The following is a 20,453-nucleotide window of genomic DNA, read 5'->3' as shown; positions in this document are numbered from 1 at the left end:
AACCAGCCCGTGAGTGGCGAGCGAAGATCGATGAGCCGGAGAACCGTCCTGACGGCGATGGGGGCCGTGCCGATCCTCACGGCGTCGGCCGCCGGGGCTTCGGGAGCCGTGGCCGCGACGGCTGCCGCCCCGGCGGTCATCGACCCATCGGCGCAGCGGCAGACGATCCGGGGTTTCGGCGGCATGACCCACACGGCCTGGATCGGCGACCTGACGGCGGCCCAGCGGACCACGGCGTTCGGCACCGGCGAGGGCCGGCTGGGGTTCTCCGTGCTGAGGATCCCCGTCCCCGAGAACCAGGTGGACTGGAGCCGTGACGTGGCGACGGCGAGGCGCGCGATCGAACTCGGGGCGACCGTCATCGCGTCGCCGTGGAATCCTCCCGCCCGCATGGTCGAGACCTTCGTGCGCGGCAGCCAGACCAACGCGAGACGCCTCAGGTACGACATGTACGGCGCCTACGCCCAGCACCTGAACGACTTCAACGGGTTCCTGCGGAACAACGGGGTGAACCTGTACGGGATATCGGTGCAGAACGAGCCCGATTACGCGCATGACTGGACGTGGTGGACTCCCGCCGAGATGGTGCGGTTCCTGCGGGAGAACGCCGGCTCCATCGGCACCCGGGTCATCGCGCCCGAGTCCTTCCAGTACCTGAAGAACATCTCGGACCCGATCCTCAACGACTCCGCGGCGCTCGCCAACGTGGACATCATCGGGGCCCACCTCTACGGCACCTCGTTCGCGAACTTCCCCTACCCCCTCTTCAAGCAACGGGGCGCGGGCAAGGAGCTCTGGATGACCGAGGTCTACCACCCCAACAGCAGCGACTCGGCGGACCTCTGGCCGCAGGCTCTCGACGTGGGGGAGCACATCCACCGCGCCATGGTGGACGCCGAGTTCCAGGCGTACGTCTGGTGGTACATCCGGCGCAGCTACGGCCCCATGCGGGAGGACGGCCACATCAGCAAGCGCGGTGCGAGCATGGCGCACTTCGCCAGGTTCGTCCGCCCCGGATATGTGCGGATCGAGGCGACGGCGAACCCGGCGTCGAATGTCTATGTCTCGGCGTACCGGGGCGGTGCCTCCACGGTCGTCGTCGTGGCCATCAACAAGGCGACCTCCACGGTGAGCCAGCGGTTCACCCTGGCGAACAGCACCGCGTCCAGTGTCTCGTCCTGGCTGACCGACGCGAGCCGGAACGTCGCGTCCCAGGGCACGACCGGCATGTCGAACGGCTCCTTCACCGTCACGCTTCCGGCCCGAAGCGTGATGACCTTCGTGACCTAGACCACGGCGATCATCACGCAGCGCGTGACCGTGCGCCGACTCCCGCGCACGACCCGCCCGGCCCCGGCCGACCGGGCGGTGACGCGAGCGTGGTCGCGTCAAGTCCGAGCCTTCGGCTGCCTGCTAGGCGATGAGCTTCTTGGCGGCGACGGGCACTTCTGCCACGGTGGGGAACGGGCGCGGGTACGGTGCGCCGATGCCGAACTGGCCGGACAGCGTGTCGGCGAAGGCGGCCGCGATGCGCAGCTCACCCTGGGCGTTGGGGTGGGTGCCGTCCCAGGTGTGGGCGGAGGCGACGAACTCGGCGTGCGTGGCCGCGATCACGATCGGCGACTGCGGGGTGTGCAGGTCGCAGCCGGTCATGATCAGGCACCGGTTGAACTCGCAGACCCGGGCGTTGAAGGCCGGGTCCACGCTGGCCTTGTGAGTGTCGAGCAGGGTGCCCAGCACCAGGCGCAGGCCGGGGTTGCCGGTGCGGGCGGCGGCGATGAAGGTGCGCAGGTTGGCCTCGTTCTGCTCGGGGCCGTGGTCGTACCAGAACAGGTCGTTGATGCCGAGCAGGACCAGGAGGTAGTCGGGGCGGTGTGCGGCGACCTTGGCCGCGATCTCGTTCATCTCCAGGCAGTACGGCCGGCCCCACTGGGCGTCGTGGTCGGTGTCGAACTGCGGATCGGCGTAGTCGACGTCGCCGTCTCCCACTTGTGCGGTGGTGATGGCGTCCAGGTCGTTCTTCGGGCCGACGAAGTCGAGGTCCACTCCGTGTGCGCGCAGGTGCTGGTAGAGGCGGTAGCGCCAGGTCCAGTCGCCACTGCTGCCGTGGCTGATGGAGTCTCCGACGATCATGAGGTTGACGACACCGGCGGGTGTGGGCTGCGATGATGACACAAAGTAAATATTAGCTACATAAAGTGACTGCTCGGTGTCACTCCGAGGTCACATCGTCCTGGGGCGAGGCATCTCCAGCGTGCGGAAGCGCCAAGCGTAAGCAATGGCCACGGCGGTGAGGTCGCCCAGGCCGAGTACGGCCGGGCGCCGGGGTTCTCAGTGTTTCCACCATCCCCGGCGAACTCGAGCACGGCACCGCTCCCATGGCCACGTTCGCCACCCTGGTCCGCGCCGACGCTCACCTGTGCCGGCACCTCGGCCGCCCCATCGACGCCGCCCCCTGCCCCATCTCCACCACAACGGCGACCACTTCTACATCCGAGACCAACCGATGGCGGCAGTCGGGATCTGCTATCAAGAGGTGCAGAACGCGCGCTGTTCAGAGGCTAGTTCGTATAACGAACCATAGTGGTTCGCGGTGCATCGGTTCAGCGCATGGGATCCGGTTCCATGAAAACGCTGGCGACCTTGTTGTCCGTCACGACGCGGCCGAGCAGGGCGGCGAGCGTGTCACGCTCCGCTGCGGTGAACCCCGAGGTGAGCTCCTCGATACGACGACAGGTCTCGGCGTAGAATTCGTCGGCCAGCTTGGCGCCCTGCCTTGTGAGCGCCACCCGCACCGCACGGTAGTCCTGCGGATCGGGTTTGCGCTGGACCAGGCCGTTGCGCTCGCTGCGGTCCACCAGGCCGGTCAAACTCGACTTGGCCAGACCGAGCATCGCGCCGAGTTCGCTCATGCCGTACGGCTGCGCCATCAAGACGCACAACAACTGGCCCTGCTGCTGGGTGAGGCCGTATTCGCGCGCGGAATCCGTGTACACGGCATTCACCAGAAACGTGGAGCGCACCAGCGCGGCGACCGTCCCGATCTGGCCGTTGATTTCCTTGCTCACCGGCTCACAGTAGCAAAATTCGCGGAACGAACTACGTCACGACCAGAACTCGAAATCCTCGTCGATATCCTGGCCGGCCAGGAACGGCATCAGCAGCCCAGGCAAGCGGCGTGGGTAGAACTGTTCCTCACTGGACACGACGTCGGTGACGGGCCACCAGCGGAAGTCGAAGTAGTCCTCCTTTTCGTCCTCGTGCCTGCCGGACTCGTCGATCGCGGAGCCGGGAGACTCCAACCGGATCTCGACCACGACCTCGTTCTGGAGGAGGCGGACGCTTCTGTGGCGAACGCCTTGCGCCGCCACGTGGGACGTCCCACCTGCTCCAGCCCCACGAGGAAGCCGGCCTCCTCGCGCAGCTCCCTGACCGCGGTGTCCAGGTAGGTCTCTCCCGCGTCGATGCCTCCGCCGGGTAGTTCCCACCAGGTGCCCAGCTCTGGCACGTACGGGTTGCGGGTGTGGAAGAGCAGGATCCGGTCGTCGCTGTCGCGTACCACGAGCCGGACGACGTCACGTTCGACGATGGGAAGGTCGCGGGGGAGATCGAGCATCTTGCATCCTTTACGTGATCGATGTGGTCCGGAGCCGACGAAAACGGGTCCTACCGCTCGGCTCGGCGGTCGACGCTCACCAGTCCATGGGAGGTCGCGAACCAGCAGCCCCCAGACCCGGGTCACCGTCCTGGCGAACCACGACGACCAGCTCGCATTCGACGGAGACGCCCGCGGGCAGGGCGGTGACGCCGACCGTGGTCCTGGCGTGGCGCCCCGCGTCCCCGAACATGTCGATGAGCATGCGCGAGGCGCCGTCGGTCACACGGGGCAACTCCTCGAAGCCGGCCACGCAGCGTACGTATCCGTTCATCTTCAGAATGCGCTCGACAAGGCCCAGGTCACCCAGTTCGGCCTCCAGGGACGCCAGGCAGCCGAGCACCGCGAGCTGAGCCGCTCGCCGGCCGTCCTCGATGGAGAGTTCCGCGCCCAGCCGGCCCCTGTGGCGGAAGTCGCCGTCGCTGTAGGGCGCGTGTCCGGAGACGAAGATCATGTCGGCGTGCCGGATCACGGGAACGAACTCGTGTGTCGGAGCCAGGTCGGGCCACCGCAGTCCGAGCGTCCGCAACGTGTCCTGGATCCGTTGCGTCCTTTTCAGCATGGGTTCAGGGCCTGGTCGAGGTCGTCGATCAGATCGTCCGCGTGCTCAAGCCCGACGGACAGCCGCAGGAGGTCGTCGGGGAGCGCGGTGCCGGTGCCGTGCGTCGGGGCGGATGCCTGGTGCTGGATGAGGCTGTCCACCGAACCGAGACTGGTCGCGTGCCGGAAGAGCTCCACGGCTCCGGCCACTCGCAGAGCCCCCTGGCGGCCACCCGCCACCCGGAAGGAGACGACGCCCCCATAGCCGCCGAGAAGGGCCGCGGCATCCGTACGGCTCGGGGATCCCGCCAGACCCGGGTAGTACACCTCGATCACCTGCGGATGCGCGGCGAGGAATTCGGCGATTCGGGCGGCGTTGGCGGCATGCGCACGCATCCGGCAGGGCAGGGTCTTCAGCCCGCGGTGGGTGAGCCAGCAGTCGAACGGCGAAGGGACGGCGCCGTCGATCCATTGGAGTTCGCGCAATCGTCCGGCATGCGGGGCCGCATCGCCGAGGATCACGTTGCCGCCCACCACGTCACCATGGCCTGAGAGGTATTTGGTGGAGGAGTGCACCACGAAATCCGCACCGAAGGCCAGGGGCTGGTGGAACATCGGAGTGGCGAAGGTGTTGTCGACCACGTGCACCGCCTCCCGCCGGTGGGCCAGGGACGCGATCGCGCCGATGTCGGCCACGTTCAGCAGGGGGTTCGACAGCGTCTCCGTCCACACCAGGGCGGTGTTCGGTCTGAAGGCCCGGATGAGCGCGTCCATGCTGGTCATGTCGACCATGTCATGGTCGACTCCCCATTCGGACAGGCGCACGAGCAGGCGGGCGGTGCCCTGGAACACGTCTCGGGGGAGGAGCACGTGCGCGCCGGGGGAAAGAACCGTCCGCAACACGGCGCTGATCGCGGCGGAGCCGCTGGCGAAGGTCAACGCCTCGCTCCCGCCCTCGAGGGCGGCCAGCGCATGCTCCAGAGCGGAGCGGTTGGGATTTCCGGCGGCTCCATAGTGATAGCCGCGAGAGTGGCCGCCGTCGGCGTCCCGTTCGAATGAGACCGACATGGTGATCGGCTCTGTGATCGCTCCGGTGTCCGGAGCCACATGGTGCCCGGCGCGGACGGCGACCGTATCGATTCTGCTCGATGCCCTCATCGTCCTCGTTCCTTCCCTCGCCCGGGACGCCCGGGACTGCGCCCATGGTCGTCACTCTGCCCTCCGCAATTCCAGGCCGACTTTCACCGTGAGGCGGAATCAGGTCATCTACCTTCACAGCCCTCGCCTCAGACGGCGATCACCTCACATGCGGAAAGTGGTGACGAAGGTCGCTTTCCGCCAGGGAGATAGGCCGGTGACATGTGCTTCGGGGTGCTGAGCGCGTTGCAGTGCGGACGGCGGCGGATGAGCCGGGCCGGTTCCCGAGACGAAGGCGCGCTGCTGACCGATCTCCTCGTGCATCAGGGACGGCCGGTGCCGGCCTGATCGACGACCTGTGAGGAGGCGCCCGTTATGGTGAAGGCACCTGTTCGTGAACAAGCGGCCGGAGGCCCTGATCGGGGACGACCGTGGACAGGATGATCGACGTGGTGACGCGCCCGAGCCGGGTGAACCGGTCGATCACCTCTTCGAGGTGGGCGACGTCCTTTACCGCGACCTTCATGATGAAGCATTCGTGTCCGGTGCCACGCTGGCACTCGATGATCTCGGGCATCCGGCGTACGAGGGCGGCGACGTCGTCCTTGATCGCGCCGACCGCGCCGATGCGGATGTAGGCCGAGAGCGGGCGTCCGACAGCGGAGGGGTCGACGCGTGCCGCGTAGCCCGTGATGACGCCGGACCGCTCCAACCGCCGGACGCGCTCGGTGACGGCGGGTCCGGACATGTGCACGCGCCGGGCCAGCTCGGCCATCGACAAGCGGGCGTCGGCCTGCAGTTCGGTGAGAATGGCCCAGTCCACGTGGTCCAGGGGCGCCACCGCCGCCTGATGCGGCTGATTCTGCGGATCGCCGCGATAGCCGCCGTTGGTGCCTGTGCTGACCTTGCTCACCACGCCGCCTCTCCATGTGTTTGGCAGGCAGGCTATGCCCATGCCGGGTGTTCCCCAAGCGCCTGCCTCCCCCGCCGACCGCAGGACATCACGGTGCTGGACGTGGTGGTGGCGATCGAAGGCGCCGAAGAGGCGTTCCAGTGCGCCGAGATCCTGGGCGACACCCCGGAGGCGGAGCCCGGGGCCGACTATCGCCAGACCTGCGTGATCTCTCAAGTCATGCGCCAGGCCGACCTGGCCTGGCGTAGAGAACTGGCCGGGCGGACGCTGGCCGGCATGAAGGCCACGGTTGAGGCTCGATTTCCCGGGGTGTCCGGGCAGACGCGCCGCGGTCTGCGGAGACGGCGTCCCTGACGGGTCGGACGGTGCCGCCATCGGTCGCGGCCCGGGGCATGCTGATTCGTACGACGAACATCATGATTCGCTGTACGAACTACCTTGAACACCAACGTCCCACGCTTGCAGTTCGTGACACGAACTTATATGGTTCGTGGCACGAACTGATAGTGCCGCTGCAGGAGCGTGGACCCGTGAGTCGTACAGTTCTGATCATCGGCGGTGGCTACGGAGGGTCGGCCATCGCCAAGGCGCTGGAGCCGGAGGCGGACGTCATCCTCATCGACGCCCGGGACGCCTTCATCAACTCGGCCGGATCGCTGCGCACGCTGCCCCGGCCCGAGTGGGGGAGCAGCATGTTCCTCCCCTATGACCAGTGGCTGACGCAGGGCACGGTGCTGCGCGACCGCGCGGTGTCGGCCGATCCCGGCGGGGTCACGCCGGCTTCGGGCCGGCGGGTGGAGGCCGACCATCTTGTGCCGGCCACCGGCTCCAGCCATGCCTATCCGGCCAAGCCGCACGCCGACTCCATACAAGCAGGTGACCATCGTCGATCCGGCCGAGCGGCTCCTGCCGGCCTTCCTGCCGGAACTGCGCCAGGACCTGCACCGCCGGCTCGACGAGCTGGACATCCGGCTGCGGCTGGGCGCCGGCCTGACGGCGCCGCCGGAGACCGAGCCCGGCAAGGCCGGGCCCTTCACCGTCACCACCACGGGCGGTGAGGTCATCGCCGCCGACATCTGGTTCCAGGCCCACGGCATGCGGGTCAACAGCGACTACCTCGCCGACGGCCAACTGCCCACTCCCGACGGCCCGGCCGTCGTCCCGGCCTCGACGGTCTCGGAGTGCAAGGGCGCCGACCTGTTCACCGGCCGCTTCACCGAACAGTTCGGCTGAGAACGAGGACAGCCGCACGATCATGCGCCGCCCGCGCCGAACGGAGCCAAGCCCGAGGCCGCACGCCTGGCGAACACCGAACACCCTGCAAGGAGAGGCAGAACATTGTCCGGACACGAAGTCGTCTTCGGATTCGGTACGCACGCCGGCATCCACGAGGTGCCGGAGTTGCTGAGCATGGCCCAGCAGGCCGACCGCGACGGGCTCGACATCTTCTCGCTGTCAGACCATCCCTACCTCGGCGGACGCGTGGACGCCTACGCCGCCCTCGGCTTCGTTCTCGGACGCACCCAGCACCTGGCCGGCTTCGCCAACGTCACCAACCTGCCGACCCGGCCTCCTGCCGTGCTGGCGCGGATGGTGACGTCGTTGTCGGCGCTTTCGGGGGGCCGCGTCGTGCTCGGCATGGGTGCGGGCGGGTTGTGGGATCGCATCGCCGACATGGGCGTGCCGCGGCTGTCGCCGGCCGACGCCGTGGACGCCTTCGAGGAGGCGATCACCCTGGTCAAGCTGCTGTCGGGCGGCGGTTCCCCGGTCACCTACCAGGGCCGTCATTACCAGGTCCACCAGATCGAGCCGGCTCCCGTGGCCGCGCCTCCCGTGTGGACCGGATGACGACTGACGGCCCGGGAGCGCCCTCCCTACGCTCTGAGCACGACATCGGACCACACGAGGAGCAAGCGATGGCGCAGGACGGTTCCGACGCGTTCGCCGAGACGCTGGCCGAGCTGGCCGAGCGCCGGCAGGAGTTCCGCGAGCGGCGCCACGTCCCCAGGGACTTCGTCGACCGGCTCAAGGGGCTCGGCCTCTACCGGGCGGCCACGCTGTTCCCCATCCAGCAGGCCACCCCGACGGAACGGGGCTTCCGCGTCAGCGGCCGGTGGAAGTTCGCCAGTGGTTGCATGGCCGCCGACATCGTCTGCGTCGGCATCCCCGGCGACGACGCGACCTCCGGTAAGCCTCGCGGAGCACTGGTACGCCCGGGCCGGCTCGAGATCGTCCAGGACTGGGACGTCGTCGGCATGCAGGGCACCGGCTCCTTCGACCTGATCGCCAAGGACGTCGAGGTGGATCGGGAGTGGACCTTCATCCGCGGCGGGGAGCCGGTGATCGACGAGCCGCTCTACCGCTACCCGGCGATCACGTACGCCGCCCAGTCGCTGTCCGTCGTCTCCGCCGAGCAGAACGCCCACCTGCGCCTGTCGGCCGCCTATCTCGCCCGGACGTCCTCGGAGGTGGTCCACAGGATCGTCTCACTGTCCGGCACCGCCGCGATCTACCGCGACCACCCGCTCCAGGCCCTGCTCGGCGACGTGCTGGTGCCGCAGGAGCACGCCTTTCTCAGCCCGGCCATGTACGACGCCGCGGGCGCCGTCTTCATGGGGCTGCCGCCCACCGTCCCCTCCTTCCGCTGACGGGCTGGCCGTTCTCCCGTCACGGGGAACGGCCAGTGATGTCGTGGGTCACACTCTCTGGAGCTTGGACTACTGGGGGTCCTGATCGGCTTGGGGATCGCCTTCGGCCGTTTCCGGCGTGACCAGCTCCACCTCGTTCTCCCGCAACGCGTCGAGGAGATCGGGCGGCGGGGTGGAGTCCGTGACGAGGTAGTCGGCGCCTCCGAGCTCGGACACCTGGGCGAAAAGCCGGCGACCGAACTTGGACGAGTCGGCCAGGATCGCCACCCGCGTCGCCCGAGAGATCATCTCGCGCATCATCGCCGCCTCGGCGAGGTTGCTCGTCGTGTAGCCGGCGGTGGCCGAGACGGCGCCGACCCCGATCAACGCCAGGTCGCAGCTGATGTCCAGCTCGCTACCATCGGAGGCCCGGAAGCTGACCGAACCGATGGTGGCCAGGGTGAGGGTGCGGACCGCGCCGCCGAAGACGTACACGTCGCGGACGGCCGAGGGCGACAGCGCCGGGGGCACGAGCAGACTGTTCGTCACCACGGTCAGGTCGCGATGGTTGCGCAGGTTCCTGGCCACGGCGAGAGTGGTCGTACCGCCGTTGACCATGACGATGGATCCGTCTTTGACCAGCGCCGCGGCGAGGACCGCGATCTTCTCCTTCTCGCGTTCCTCCATCTTGAGCCGCACGTCCACGGCCCGGTCGACCCGGGAGAGGGTCGACTGGCTGACCGCTCCGCCATAGGTGCGCACCAGGACGCCGTCGGCGCTGAGCTGGTCGAGGTCCCGCCGGATCGTGTCGATGGAGACGCCGAAGCGCTCTGCGAGTGCGCTGACCGTGACCTGCCCGGTCTCTGCGACGTATGCCGCCATCTGGGCTTTACGTCCTGCGGGTAGACGCCGCTGCCGGTCCTCTTCGTCAAGGGTCACTGACCCTCCCATCTCTGCGGTGGTTGCGCTGTGGATCAACGCAACAGAGGAGTGATACAGGTCCTAGAACTGCAGACTACAGCACAATGCTGCTCCTACCCGGCAATATGCCGCTTGTTCCAGGTTCTCGGCACCAAAGCTCCCTGCGTAGGGGTGTTCGTTCCCGTTGCTTGCCGGACTATGCGGTTCCTAGCAGGTTTTTGCATGAGTAGGTCTTGTGACGGCTGTCATGCGTTGTTAATGTGGCGGAAACCAGCAAAGAGCGGTAACACCCGCACGGCAAGGAGGTCGCGATGACCGGAGGCGGCACCCGGTTGCAGGGCCGGACAAGGCGACTAATCGGAGTGGTGGCGGTGGCGATGATCGGCGCCACTGCCGTGGGGTGTGGTTCTGGCACAGAATCGGACACGGGATCGAGCGAGGGCGGGACCGTCACGCTGGAGTTCGCGCAGTGGTGGGCGCCGGAACTGCCGGCGGGCTCGTTCGACAAGCTTATGTCGGAATTCACGACACAGAACCCGAACATCAAGGTCAAGCTGCTGAGCGGCCCGTACGCGTCCACCAAGCAGCAGTTGGTGTCCGGGGCGGCGTCGAGGACGCTGCCTGACGTCGTGGGCCTCGACGGCGCATGGGTGAGCGACTTCGCCAAGCAGGGCGCCATCGCCGACCTGTCCGAGCTCATGACGGCCGCGAAATACGACTCGAGCCAGCTCGCGAGCCAGATCCAGGTCAAGGGGAAGACCTACATGATCCCCGTGGTGAACTTCGTCTACCCCCTGTTCGTCAACAACGATCTGCTCTCGAAGGCGGGAGTCAAGAAGCCTCCGAGCACGCGCACGGAGTTCCTGGACGCGGCCAAGAAGATCAGCGCGCTCGGCGGCAACGTCAAGGGCTGGGCCCTGCCCCTCGACGCCGCCGTCCCCAACGGCGTCCAGAACGACGTCATGTCATGGCTGTGGGCATCGGGCGGCAGCATGCTCACCAAGGACGGCAAGCCCGACCTGACCGGCCAGGGCGTCAAGAGCACCGTGGAATACGTGAAGAGCCTGAACGACGCGGGCGTCATCGCGCCCGGCGCGCTCACCATGAAGGAGCAGGACAAGGTCGAGAAGTTCTCCACCGGCCAGGTCGGCATGGTGATCGACTCCCTGGCTCACATCACGCTGATCAAGAAGAACAACCCCGACCTCGACTTCACGGTGGTGCCGATCCCGGCCGAGGACACCTACACCGGCAAGCGCGGCATCCCGTACGCGTCCTGGGGCATCGGTGTCGCCGAGTCCTCGGAGCACAAGGCCGAGGCGTTCAAGCTGGTCCAGTTCCTGATGAGCAAGCAGGCGAACGCGCATCTGAGCACGCTGGCGCACGGCTTCCCCGGCAACAAGACGGCCGAGCCGGACTTCAGTACGAGCGACCCGCTGTTCAAGACGGCCTTCGACATCTACAAGACGGGATATCCCGCCAACGAGTTCGTGGGGTTGCCGAAGTCCGAAGACCTGATGCGCAGCTTCGATGAGCAACTGCAACTGCTGCTCACCGGCAAGCAGAGTGTCGACGACACCCTCAACAAGGCGCAGCAGGCCTGGGCGCCGGTGCTCTGACCTGCCGTACTTCGTGGGCCGCGCCGACCGTGCGGCGCGGCCCCGAACCAAGGAGACATCGATGGCAACCGCGAAACTCGATCCTGCGGCCTCCCCGGGACCCGGAAAACCGGCATCGGAATCCCCTGCGGTCCGGAGGGGAAGGACGCGGCCTTTCCCCGTGCAGCGTGTCGTCCCGTACGGCTATCTCTCGCCGACGCTGATATTGATCTTTGTGCTGATGATCATCCCCATCGCGATGGTGATCAGTTATTCGTTCAAGGACAACGTGATCGTCGAGCAGAATCCGGTCTTCACCGGCCTCGCCAACTACGCGACGGTGCTCACCGATCCGGACTTCCTGGCGGCGCTGAAGAACACGTTCATCTTCATCACCCTGAGCACGCTCGCTCACCTCGGCCTCGGGCTGGCCTTCGCCACGATGCTCAACACGCCGTTGCTGGGCGGAGTGACGAAGGCCATCTTCCGCATCGTCTACATCCTGCCCTGGCTGTTCACGGTCGCGGTGATCGCGGTCATCTGGCGGCTCATGCTGGACCCGTCGGGGGTGGTCAACTACGTCCTGACCACGATCGGCCTGATGCGCGAGCAGGTGAGCTGGCTCTCCGACCCGGACATGGCGCTCTGGGCGCTGACCTTCATCAACATCTGGGCCGGCTTCCCCTTCTTCATGATCAGCATCCTCGCCGGCCTCCAGGGAATCTCACCCGTCCTGTACGAGGCGGCCTCCGTGGACGGCGCGACCGCATTCCGCCAGTTTCGCAATGTGACGCTTCCACAGCTGAAACCGGTGCTCCTCAGCATGGCCGTGCTCGATCTCATCTGGACCTCGCAGCAGTTCGCCCTCATCTGGATGACCACCGGCGGTGGCCCGCTGAACGTCACGGAGATGCTCAGCACCTACACCTACAAGCAAGCCTTCAGCAGTTACGAGTTCGCCACCGCGTCCGCCGCCGCTGTCATAGTCCTGCTGCTCACGATGATTCTGGCCTTCTTCTACGTTCGCCTGCAAAAGGAGAGGTGATCACCCGTGCTCACCCGCAAGAGGCGGCGCCTCGGCGCGAAGATCGCCGTGCTCGCAGGCTTGTGCGCCGGCGCCACCTTCGCCGGCCTTCCGGTCGTGTGGATGCTGTCGACGTCGTTCAAGACCAACGGGGAGGTCTTCCAGGTTCCGCCGCGGCTGATCACCGAGAACTTCTCGTTCGACGCCTACGCGATGATCCTGGGCGACGAGACCCAGTTGATGTTCTTCATCAACAGTTACATCGTCGCGTTGTCGGTGACGGTGTTGACATTGTTCGTGGCGATTCTCGCGGCGTACGGATTCAGCCGCTACAACTTCCCGATGAAGCGGTCCATCAACGCCGTGATCGTCACCGTTCAGGCCGTGCCGCCCATCACCCTGGTCATTCCCTATTTCGGTCTCGTGGTGGCGCTCGGCCTGTACAATACTTATCCGGGGTTGATCGTCACGCACATGGTGTTCACCTTGCCCTATGCGATCATCATGATGACCGCGTATTTCAACACCCTGCCCCGGGAACTCGACGAATCCGTCAAGGTCGACGGCGCGTCGAGCTGGACGGCCCTCTGGCGGATCCTGGTGCCCATCTCGGTTCCCGGGCTGGTCGCCGTCGGTGTCTACACCTTCATGATCTCGTGGAACGAATATCTGTTCGCGCTGACCCTCACGCGTACCGACGACATGCGAACCGTTCCCATCGGTATCCAGCTCCTGATGGGCCAGCATTCCTACGAGTGGAACCAGATGATGGCCATGAGCATTCTGGGGTCCATCCCGGTGCTCGTGTTGTTCCTCCTCTTCCAGCGGCGGTTCATCGGCGGCCTCACCTCCGGCGCGGTCAAGTCGTGAAACGTCGCCCCGTCCGGGCAGAAAACTCACTAATAGAAGGAGAAATACCGCAATGCTGACGACCGGCAATGTGCTCTTGGCTGTCGCGAATGAAAGAAATTTCGCCGTGCCCGCCTTCAACATCAGCGACTATGCCATGTTCAACGGAATCGTGGACATCAGTGAGGAGAAGAACGCGCCGCTTTTCGTCGGGATCCATCCCGACGAGGTGCGGCACATCGGCGTGGACGTGATCGCCGCGATGACCCAGCGGGCCCATCGCTCGTCCGTGCCGATCGCCATTCACTGGGACCACGGCGCGACCTACCGGGAGATGCTGACCGCGATCCGGATCGGTTTCACCTCCGTGATGATCGACGCCTCGATGCGGTCCTTCGAGGACAACATCGCGATCTCCAAGAAGGTCGCCGACACCGCGCACGCGGTCGGCCTGTCGGTCGAGGCGGAGCTGGGGACGATCGGCAAGACCGACGGCGAGGCCGAGGACGGCAGCGACGCGATCATCTACACCGACCCGGCCGACGCCGTGACCTTCGTGCAGGCGACCGGGGTCGACAGTCTCGCCGTCGCCATCGGCACCTATCACGGCATCTACCCGAAGACCCTGAAGCCGGAGCTCAAGCTCGACCTGCTGAAGGAGATCAAGGACCGGGTCAAGATCCCTCTCGTGCTGCACGGCGGCTCGGGCAATCCGGATGACGAGATCGCGCAGTCGGTCAAGCTCGGCATCAACAAGATCAACATCTCCAGTGACATCAAGCTGGCCTACCACATGAAGATGCGCGAGGTCCTGGCCGACCAGAGCCTGCGCGAGCCGAACTCCATCCAGCCGCCGTGCATCGAGGCGATGAAGGTGGTGGCCGGGCAGAAGATCGACCTCTTCGAGGCGGCCGGCAAGGCCTCTCTGTACTGACATGACCAGTCATGTCGTCCTGGGCTTGGGGGGATGCGTCGACTACGAACTCAAGCTGTCCTCGTCGGTCCTGGAGCGGCTCGTCGCCGAACACCGGATCCACGATGCCGAGTTGACCTCATCGGTCACCGTGACCAACGAGCGCGAACTGGTCATCTCGATTCTCGGCTACCTCAAGAAGGGTGGAGGAGGCGAGCACTTCGTCGCCTCCTCCGCGGCCTTGAGCGCATTCGCGGGGCGGTTCCCCACACGAACGACGCTGGGGGGAACGTCGGTTCGGGCGGCCATGGAGATGAGCCGGCTCGGCGTGCCGTCCACCCTGCACCTGGTCAGTCTCAACGACATCGTCCGCCGCCTGCTGCCGGCAGACTGCGACTACGTCTGCAGCGGCGACCAGGACACCCTCTATCCGCACCTGATCGTGCAGTACGACCAGGGCCTGCGGGTCCGAGCAGGTGACATCGACATCCGCGCGCCGTTCCCGAACAGGCTGATCTACGTCAACGACCCGGCGAACGAGTCCATGCTGCTGAGCGGCGACCTGGGCTCGTTGCTCAGCCACGCACGGGTCTTTCTGATCTCGGGATTCAACGCGATTCGGGACCGGCCGACACTTGACCGGCGTCTGTCCACCCTGAGAAGCCACATGCGACAGCTCCCGGCCGAGGCGGTCGTCTACTACGAGGACGCCGGATTCCACGAGCCGGGCCTCAGCCATCGGGTCCGCGACGCGCTCCTGGACGTCATCGACATCTACGGACTGAACGAAGACGAGATGCAGGCGCACCTGGGCCACGCCGTCGACCTGCTCTCCGTGACGGAGGTGGCGTCCGCCCTCGAATCGCTGCGGACCGTCATCCCCGTGACGACCCTGGTCGTGCACACCAAATACTGGTCGGCGGCCTTCGGCGAGCGGGCCGGCGCGTACGCGGAGTCGCTGAACGAGGGCATCGTGATCGCCAGCACCCGCTACGGCCACGGCGACGCGTACACGAGCCACGACTACGAACGCATGCGGAACCGGCCGAGGCGCACGGAGGCGGTGGAGTTCGCCGCGGCTCTGGAAGACCGGATGGGCGGGGTCGTCCGCTGCCTGCCCGGTTTCGAACTCGACGTCGCCGCGCCCACGACCATCGGGCTCGGCGACGCGTTCGTCGGCGGTTTCCTCGCCGCGGTCTCCCGGAGCGGTTCGCGCCGCACCGGACCCGGCTGATCGAGTCGCCCAGCCGGCCGCCCCGGCTGGGCGCTCTGCTCACACCGTCGCGGAACGGCCCGGGGCGAACTGCCGGATAGCCGCCTCGGTGACACCCTCCACGAGGAGGTCGCCCACGGCCTCGCCGACCGCCGGCGCGTACTTGAACCCTCCGCCGGAGAACCCGACCGCGACGGCGACGTGCGCCGTGCCTGGGAGCAGCCCGACGGCGGGCCGGCCGTCCTCCGTGTACGACTCCACGTGCACCGAGGTCTGCACCGGCCGCGGGTTGAGCCGGGGCAGCCAGCGCGCGACCACCTCGCGGACCTCCGCCATGTGGTCGGCGGCGAGGTGGGGATCCGGTCGCGCCGGGTCGGCCACCTCGGGGTGCGGGCGGCTCTTCACGCCGATCTTCACGGTGGCGCCGTCGAGAGCCGGGAAGCCGTAGAGGGAGGCGCCGTCCGACATGCCGACGCGTTCGAAGACCGGAAAGCGCTCCGCGTCGTACAGGGACAGGTCGTCCGGTACGAACCACGTCTGCGCCAGCCGGCGGGCGGTCAGCCCGCCCACCCCGATCGCCTTGCGCAGGTCGTCCGGCAGCAGTGTGGCCGCCCAGGCGCCGGGGGCGAGGACCACCACGTCGAACGTCTCGGCGTGCGGCCGATCCGCGCCGTCCCGGTAGGTCAGCCCGACGCTCTCGGACCGCACGTCGATGTCGAGGATCTCGGTGTCATGGCGCATCGTCGCCCCGAGCGTCGCGGCCTGTTCAGCTGCGGCGAGGATCGCCGTTTCGGGACGGAGGAAGCCGCTCGCGGGGTCGTGGACGGCGATGTCCTCGTCGTCGGCGGCATGCTGGGGGAAGAGCCGCCGCAGGTCCCGCGCGTCGAGGATGCGATGAGCCAGACCCCAGGTTTCACAGCTCGCCACGGCCCGCCGGACGGAGGCACTGCCGGCGGGGCCGAGGATCAGCCCGCCGGTCTGCTCGAGCAGTCGCCGTCCGGTCGCCTCCTCCAGCCGGCGCCACAGCCGCTCGGCCCGCCGGACCAGCGGCGGCAGATCCGGGTCGGCCATGCTGATGACCGCGAACCGGCGGCTCTGCCCGCCGGAGGCGCCGCGGTGGTGCGGGACGCCCCAGCGATCGAAGGCGTGCACCTCCAGGCCGCGCTCGGCCAGGTGCCAGGCGGCCATGCTCCCCATCGCTCCGGTCCCGACGACCGCCGCCCTCCTCCGAGCGGTTCCGGCGAGCCTCATGGGGTCAGCGCCGGGGCGGCGAGGTATTTGAGGTTCTGGTATTCGAGGAGCCCTTCGGCGCCGCCTTCCCGGCCGAGCCCGGACTCCTTGATGCCGCCGAACGGTGCGGCCACGTGGGACAGCAGCCCCCGATTGATGCCGACCATGCCGCTGTCCAACCGGCCGGCGACCCGGGCGATCCGGTCGCCGTCGCGCGCCACCAGGTAGGCCGCCAGCCCGAACGGGGTGTCGTTGGCCAGCGCCACCCCCTCGTCCTCCGTCCGGAACCGGCGGATGCCCGCGACCGGGGCGAAGACCTCCTCCTGCTGCAGGAGGGCGTCGGCGCTGAGGTGGTCCAGCACCACCGGGGCGAACCAGCTACCCGGTCCGTCGGGCGCGCCGGCGCGCCCGAGCAGCGTCGCCCCTCTCGCGACGGCGTCCTCGACCAGCCGGTCGGCCTTGGCGACCGCGCGGTCGTCGATGAGCGGGCCGAGGTCGACGTCCGTCGTTCCCAGCCCGACGGTGATCGCGGTGAGGGCCTCGGTGAGGCGGGCCGCGAACTCGTCGGCCACCGGTTCCTGGACGAGGAACCGGTTGGCCGCCACGCACGACTGACCCCCGAGGCGCATCTTGGCGATGACCGCCTCACGGACCGCGAGATCGAGGTCGGCGTCGTCGAAGACCAGGAACGGGGCGTTGCCGCCGAGCTCCATCGACGTGCGCAGCACGTGCGCGCCGGCCTGCCGCAGCAGCAGTTTCCCGACGGGGGTGGAGCCGGTGAAGGACACCTTCCGCAGGCGTGGGTCGGCGATGAGGGCGCCGCAGACCGCCGCCGGATCCGTGGTGGTGACCACGGTGAAGACGCCCGGCGGCACCCCCGCGTCCTGCGCGAGCTGCGCGAAGGCCAGCGTGGTGAGCGGGGTGAGCTCGGCGGGTTTCAGCACGACCGTGCAGCCGGCGGCCAGGGCCGGCGCGGCCTTGCGGGTGGCCATCGCCAGCGGCACGTTCCACGGGGTGATGAGCAGGCAGGGGCCGACCGGGCGCGGGACGGTGACGATGTGCCAGCCGCCGTCGGGGGTCGGGGTGCTCCGGCCGGAGCTGCGGACCGCCTCCTCGGCGTACCAGCGGACGTACTCGGCGGCGTAACGGACCTCGCCGCGCGCCTCGGTGAGGGTCTTGCCGACCTCGAGGGTGATGAGGGCCGCCAGGCGCTCCTCGTCGGCGAGCATCGCCTGGTAGAGCCGGTGCAGGATGTCGGCCCGCAGCCGGGTCGGGGTGGCGGCCCAGGCCGGGAACGCGTCGTCGGCCGCGGCGAGCGCGAGCAGGGCGTCCTCCGGCTCGCAGTCGGCGACGGCGGCGACCGGGCGGCCGAGCGCGGGATCGGCCACGGTGAAGATCCGCCCGGAGCGCGTCGCCGTCCACCCGGAGGTCAGGAAGCCGTCGGGCAGCGACGCGGCCGCGCTCTCCGTGAGGTCGCGGTGCCGGGCGATGTCGTCCGGCCGCAGCGCCGGCGCGGCCTCAGGCGGACTCGAGGGCACGGGCGTGGTCGAGAGCGGACTTGAGGACGTCGGCGGCACGGGAGATCTCCTCGGCGGTGATGACGAACGGGGGACTGACGTGCAGGGAGTTGTCGGCCAGCAGCCGGGTGAGGACGCCCCGCTCCCGCGCGGCGCGCAGCACGGGGCGCGCGTCGACATCCGGGGCGAGCTGGACGGCCGCGAGCAGTCCGACCCCGGCCCGGACGTCGACGACGGCCTCGTGGTCGCGCAGCGGGGTCAGGGCCTGGGCCAGGACGGGCTCGAGGTCCAGGACGCGCTCCAGCAGGCCCTCCTCCTCGAGGATGCTCAGGTTCACCTCGGCGGCGACGCACGCCGCGGCGTGTCCCGAGTACGTCAGACCGTGGCGGAAGGTCGGTGCGCCGGGGGTTTCGGCGAAGAAGGGCTCCCAGACGCGCCGGGACACCAGCACGCCGCCCAACGGCAGGTAGCCGGAGGTGATGCCCTTGGCCATGGTGAGCAGGTCCGGCTCGATGCCGTAGCGCTGGCAGGCGAACCACTGCCCGACACGTCCGAAGCCGGTGATGACCTCGTCGGCGATGAGCAGGATGTCCAGGCGGCGGCACAGGTCGGCCAGGCCGGGGAGGTAGCCGGGCGGGGGCAGCAGCACCCCTCCGGTGCCGATGATCGGTTCGGCGATGACGGCGGCGACGTTGTCGGGCCCGAGCCGGAGCAGCTCCGCCTCGGTGGCGGCCAGGTCGTCCCAGGGCACGCGGGCGGTCTCGGGGATCAGCGAGTCGCCGCCGTACCCGTCGCGGTTGCTCTGGATGCCCGTGATGCTCGTACCGAATCCGTGCAGGCCGTGGTAGGCGTGCCGGCGGGAGACGATGACGCGCTTGCCGGGCCGCCCGGCCACCTGCCAGTGCCGGCGCGCGAGCTTGCAGGCGGTGTCGACGGAGTCGGAGCCGCCGCTGGTGAGGAAGACCTTCGCGTCGGGGATGGGACTCAGCTCGGCGAGGCGCTCGGCGAGCCGGATGGCGGGACGGTTGGCCATGCCCTGGAACAGGTGGTACGTCTCCAGGACGCTCATCTGCCGGCGAACGGCGTCGGCGATGCGGGATCGGCCGTGCCCGACATTGGCGTGCCACAGGCCGGCCGGCAGGTCGAGCAGGTCGTGGCCGTCCTCGGTACGCACCGAGGCGCCCCGCCCCGACGCGATGACGGTGAGGGTTTCCTCGATGGTGGACATCGCGGTCTGCGGATGCCACAGGCTGGTGCTGGTCAAGAAGGGCTCCTCAATCACATCGGGGAGGGGACCGCGGACAGGGACGGTGCGGGTCAGGCGGCGACGACGACGTCCTCGACGACCTCGGCGTGGATGTGCAGCATCCGGGCCACCAGGCCGTCGCCGCGGGTGAACCTCAGGTCCTCCGGCGCCACGGGGGCGTCGGCGCCGGTGAAGAACGCGGCGCCCTGGTCCATCGACCTGTCGGACTTGTCATCGGGGTAGAGCGGGTTGATCGTGTTCTCGATCTTCGGCCACAGGGCCCGGGCGGCCTCGGTGCTCTCGAACTCCAGCGTCATCACCAGCGTGTTCGGGATGAGCTCGCCGGCGCACTCGCGCAGCACCGAGCCCCCAAGGTAGCCGGGGTGGCCTTCGAGGCTGCGCAGCCAGTCGACGAGGCTGGCGCGAGCGTTGTCGATCTTGGTGGGCTCGGCGACGAAGATGAAGACGTCACGACGCTTGGACACGGTGTTCTCCTGTCTGGCGGGGCGGGGGCATTGGATGGACGTCACCGCGGGGAACGCGGCAGGTCGTAGAAGATCGCGCCGCTGGCTCCCCGCGTGTCGTCGTGGACGAGCCGGGCGCCGAACGACTCCCAGAACGCGATGGCGCCGGGGGAGTGGCGATAGGTGTGCAGAGCGATGGCCTGGTAGTGCCCCTCCCGCTCCGCCCGGTCGAGAACCGCGCGGACCAGGGTCCCGGCGATGCCGCGGCGGCGGGCGTCCTTGCGGACGTAGACGCGTACGAGCTGGCCGTGCCGGCCGTCCTCGTACCGGTCGACGACGTGTTGCGGGGTCAGTCCGGGCTTCAGCCGTCCGCTGCGGATGCCTCCCGTCGCCAGGACCTCACCCGTGCGGTCGTCGGTCACCACCAGGAGGAAGGGGCCGTCGCCCGGGGCGTAGTGGGCCAGCGGGTCGTCGACGTCGGCGTGGATCCGCGGGTCGTAGGCGTCGCCGAAGTCATCGGCGATGCTGTGGCGCATCACCGACTGCGCGCCGGGCAGGGTGTGCTCGGTCAGCGGGTGGATCGACCATCCCGGCGAGCCGTCCATG

At 68.2% G+C, this 20,453-nt stretch carries 22 protein-coding genes and 1 pseudogene; 10 read left to right on the top strand and 13 right to left on the bottom strand.

Annotation, left to right across the window (positions count from 1 at the left end):
* Nucleotides 1-30: 30 nt before the first annotated feature.
* The gene (locus tag AB0I15_RS52620) at nucleotides 31-1,290 is read left to right on the top strand and encodes a glycoside hydrolase family 30 beta sandwich domain-containing protein (protein ID WP_358114549.1); all 1,260 of its coding nucleotides are present in this window, start codon (nucleotides 31-33) and stop codon (nucleotides 1,288-1,290) included.
* Between the two features lie 123 nt (nucleotides 1,291-1,413).
* Here the strand turns inward: AB0I15_RS52620 and AB0I15_RS52615 are convergent, their stop codons facing one another.
* The 7 genes and pseudogenes from AB0I15_RS52615 to AB0I15_RS52585 all read right to left on the bottom strand — a co-directional run bounded on the left by AB0I15_RS52615 (nucleotide 1,414) and on the right by AB0I15_RS52585 (nucleotide 6,248).
* Complete coding sequence (locus tag AB0I15_RS52615; RefSeq protein ID WP_358114546.1) at nucleotides 1,414-2,175, bottom strand: GDSL-type esterase/lipase family protein; 762 nt, start codon at nucleotides 2,173-2,175, stop codon at nucleotides 1,414-1,416.
* Between the two features lie 428 nt (nucleotides 2,176-2,603).
* Nucleotides 2,604-3,068, bottom strand: coding sequence for a MarR family transcriptional regulator (locus AB0I15_RS52610; protein ID WP_358114543.1), 465 nt, complete (start codon nucleotides 3,066-3,068; stop codon nucleotides 2,604-2,606).
* 36 nt (nucleotides 3,069-3,104) lie between these two features.
* On the bottom strand, nucleotides 3,105-3,371 hold the full coding sequence (locus AB0I15_RS52605; protein ID WP_358114623.1) for a hypothetical protein: 267 nt from the start codon (nucleotides 3,369-3,371) through the stop codon (nucleotides 3,105-3,107).
* Nucleotides 3,372-3,427: 56 nt separating this feature from the next.
* A pseudogene (locus AB0I15_RS52600) lies at nucleotides 3,428-3,562 on the bottom strand (NUDIX hydrolase); the annotation flags it as partial.
* A gap of 130 nt (nucleotides 3,563-3,692) precedes the next feature.
* Complete coding sequence (locus tag AB0I15_RS52595; RefSeq protein ID WP_358114539.1) at nucleotides 3,693-4,217, bottom strand: RidA family protein; 525 nt, start codon at nucleotides 4,215-4,217, stop codon at nucleotides 3,693-3,695.
* Entirely contained in the window at nucleotides 4,211-5,353 is a 1,143-nt protein-coding gene (locus tag AB0I15_RS52590) for an aminotransferase class V-fold PLP-dependent enzyme (RefSeq protein WP_358114536.1), read from the bottom strand. Before AB0I15_RS52590 ends, AB0I15_RS52595 begins: the two co-directional genes overlap by 7 nt.
* A 352-nt stretch (nucleotides 5,354-5,705) precedes the next feature.
* Complete coding sequence (locus AB0I15_RS52585; RefSeq protein ID WP_358114533.1) at nucleotides 5,706-6,248, bottom strand: Lrp/AsnC family transcriptional regulator; 543 nt, start codon at nucleotides 6,246-6,248, stop codon at nucleotides 5,706-5,708.
* Here AB0I15_RS52585 and AB0I15_RS52580 point away from each other — a divergent pair.
* The 4 genes from AB0I15_RS52580 (at nucleotide 6,183) to AB0I15_RS52565 (ending at nucleotide 8,893) form a co-directional block, all read left to right on the top strand.
* A complete protein-coding gene (locus tag AB0I15_RS52580; protein ID WP_358114530.1) occupies nucleotides 6,183-6,599 on the top strand; it encodes an Rrf2 family transcriptional regulator in 417 nt (138 codons plus the stop codon). The two genes, AB0I15_RS52585 and AB0I15_RS52580, sit on opposite strands and share 66 nt — an antisense overlap.
* 522 nt (nucleotides 6,600-7,121) lie before the next feature.
* Nucleotides 7,122-7,478 (top strand): FAD-dependent oxidoreductase, encoded by a 357-nt coding sequence (locus AB0I15_RS52575; RefSeq protein WP_358114528.1) that lies wholly within the window; start codon nucleotides 7,122-7,124, stop codon nucleotides 7,476-7,478.
* Between the two features lie 105 nt (nucleotides 7,479-7,583).
* Nucleotides 7,584-8,093, top strand: coding sequence for an LLM class flavin-dependent oxidoreductase (locus tag AB0I15_RS52570; RefSeq protein WP_358114526.1), 510 nt, complete (start codon nucleotides 7,584-7,586; stop codon nucleotides 8,091-8,093).
* 68 nt (nucleotides 8,094-8,161) lie between these two features.
* Complete coding sequence (locus AB0I15_RS52565) at nucleotides 8,162-8,893, top strand: hypothetical protein (protein ID WP_358114524.1); 732 nt, start codon at nucleotides 8,162-8,164, stop codon at nucleotides 8,891-8,893.
* 69 nt (nucleotides 8,894-8,962) lie between these two features.
* Here the strand turns inward: AB0I15_RS52565 and AB0I15_RS52560 are convergent, their stop codons facing one another.
* Entirely contained in the window at nucleotides 8,963-9,754 is a 792-nt protein-coding gene (locus AB0I15_RS52560) for a DeoR/GlpR family DNA-binding transcription regulator (RefSeq protein ID WP_358114521.1), read from the bottom strand.
* A gap of 416 nt (nucleotides 9,755-10,170) precedes the next feature.
* Between AB0I15_RS52560 and AB0I15_RS52555 the strand changes: the two genes are divergently transcribed.
* From AB0I15_RS52555 to AB0I15_RS52535, 5 genes are all read left to right on the top strand, one after another.
* Complete coding sequence (locus tag AB0I15_RS52555; protein WP_358114519.1) at nucleotides 10,171-11,412, top strand: sugar ABC transporter substrate-binding protein; 1,242 nt, start codon at nucleotides 10,171-10,173, stop codon at nucleotides 11,410-11,412.
* A gap of 61 nt (nucleotides 11,413-11,473) precedes the next feature.
* The gene (locus AB0I15_RS52550) at nucleotides 11,474-12,436 is read left to right on the top strand and encodes a sugar ABC transporter permease (protein WP_358114516.1); all 963 of its coding nucleotides are present in this window, start codon (nucleotides 11,474-11,476) and stop codon (nucleotides 12,434-12,436) included.
* 6 nt (nucleotides 12,437-12,442) lie between these two features.
* Entirely contained in the window at nucleotides 12,443-13,285 is an 843-nt protein-coding gene (locus AB0I15_RS52545; protein ID WP_358114514.1) for a carbohydrate ABC transporter permease, read from the top strand.
* 52 nt (nucleotides 13,286-13,337) lie between these two features.
* Nucleotides 13,338-14,198, top strand: a complete 861-nt coding sequence (locus AB0I15_RS52540) for a ketose-bisphosphate aldolase (RefSeq protein ID WP_358114511.1) — start codon at nucleotides 13,338-13,340, stop codon at nucleotides 14,196-14,198.
* A gap of 1 nt (nucleotide 14,199) precedes the next feature.
* The gene (locus AB0I15_RS52535) at nucleotides 14,200-15,411 is read left to right on the top strand and encodes an ADP-dependent glucokinase/phosphofructokinase (RefSeq protein ID WP_358114508.1); all 1,212 of its coding nucleotides are present in this window, start codon (nucleotides 14,200-14,202) and stop codon (nucleotides 15,409-15,411) included.
* 39 nt (nucleotides 15,412-15,450) lie between these two features.
* Here AB0I15_RS52535 and solA read toward each other — a convergent pair whose 3' ends face one another.
* Genes solA through AB0I15_RS52510 form a run of 5 tightly spaced genes read right to left on the bottom strand, consistent with a single transcriptional unit; the run spans nucleotide 15,451 to nucleotide 20,452 of the window.
* The gene (solA, locus tag AB0I15_RS52530; RefSeq protein WP_358114504.1) at nucleotides 15,451-16,641 is read right to left on the bottom strand and encodes an N-methyl-L-tryptophan oxidase; all 1,191 of its coding nucleotides are present in this window, start codon (nucleotides 16,639-16,641) and stop codon (nucleotides 15,451-15,453) included.
* Nucleotides 16,638-18,158 carry an NAD-dependent succinate-semialdehyde dehydrogenase gene (locus tag AB0I15_RS52525; protein WP_358114501.1) on the bottom strand — a complete coding sequence of 507 codons (1,521 nt, stop codon included), beginning with the start codon at nucleotides 18,156-18,158 and terminating at the stop codon, nucleotides 16,638-16,640. Before AB0I15_RS52525 ends, solA begins: the two co-directional genes overlap by 4 nt.
* Complete coding sequence (locus tag AB0I15_RS52520) at nucleotides 18,139-19,401, bottom strand: aspartate aminotransferase family protein (RefSeq protein ID WP_358114499.1); 1,263 nt, start codon at nucleotides 19,399-19,401, stop codon at nucleotides 18,139-18,141. Before AB0I15_RS52520 ends, AB0I15_RS52525 begins: the two co-directional genes overlap by 20 nt.
* 53 nt (nucleotides 19,402-19,454) lie before the next feature.
* Nucleotides 19,455-19,868: a hypothetical protein gene (locus AB0I15_RS52515; protein WP_358114496.1), complete on the bottom strand. Its 414-nt coding sequence runs from the start codon at nucleotides 19,866-19,868 to the stop codon at nucleotides 19,455-19,457.
* A gap of 41 nt (nucleotides 19,869-19,909) precedes the next feature.
* Nucleotides 19,910-20,452, bottom strand: coding sequence for a GNAT family N-acetyltransferase (locus tag AB0I15_RS52510; RefSeq protein WP_358114493.1), 543 nt, complete (start codon nucleotides 20,450-20,452; stop codon nucleotides 19,910-19,912).
* Nucleotide 20,453 lies beyond the last annotated feature (1 nt).

The organism is Nonomuraea sp. NPDC050643, from assembly GCF_040654715.1.
Taxonomy (GTDB): Bacteria; Actinomycetota; Actinomycetes; order Streptosporangiales; family Streptosporangiaceae; genus Nonomuraea.
This window is presented reverse-complemented; position numbering and strand designations above follow the sequence as displayed.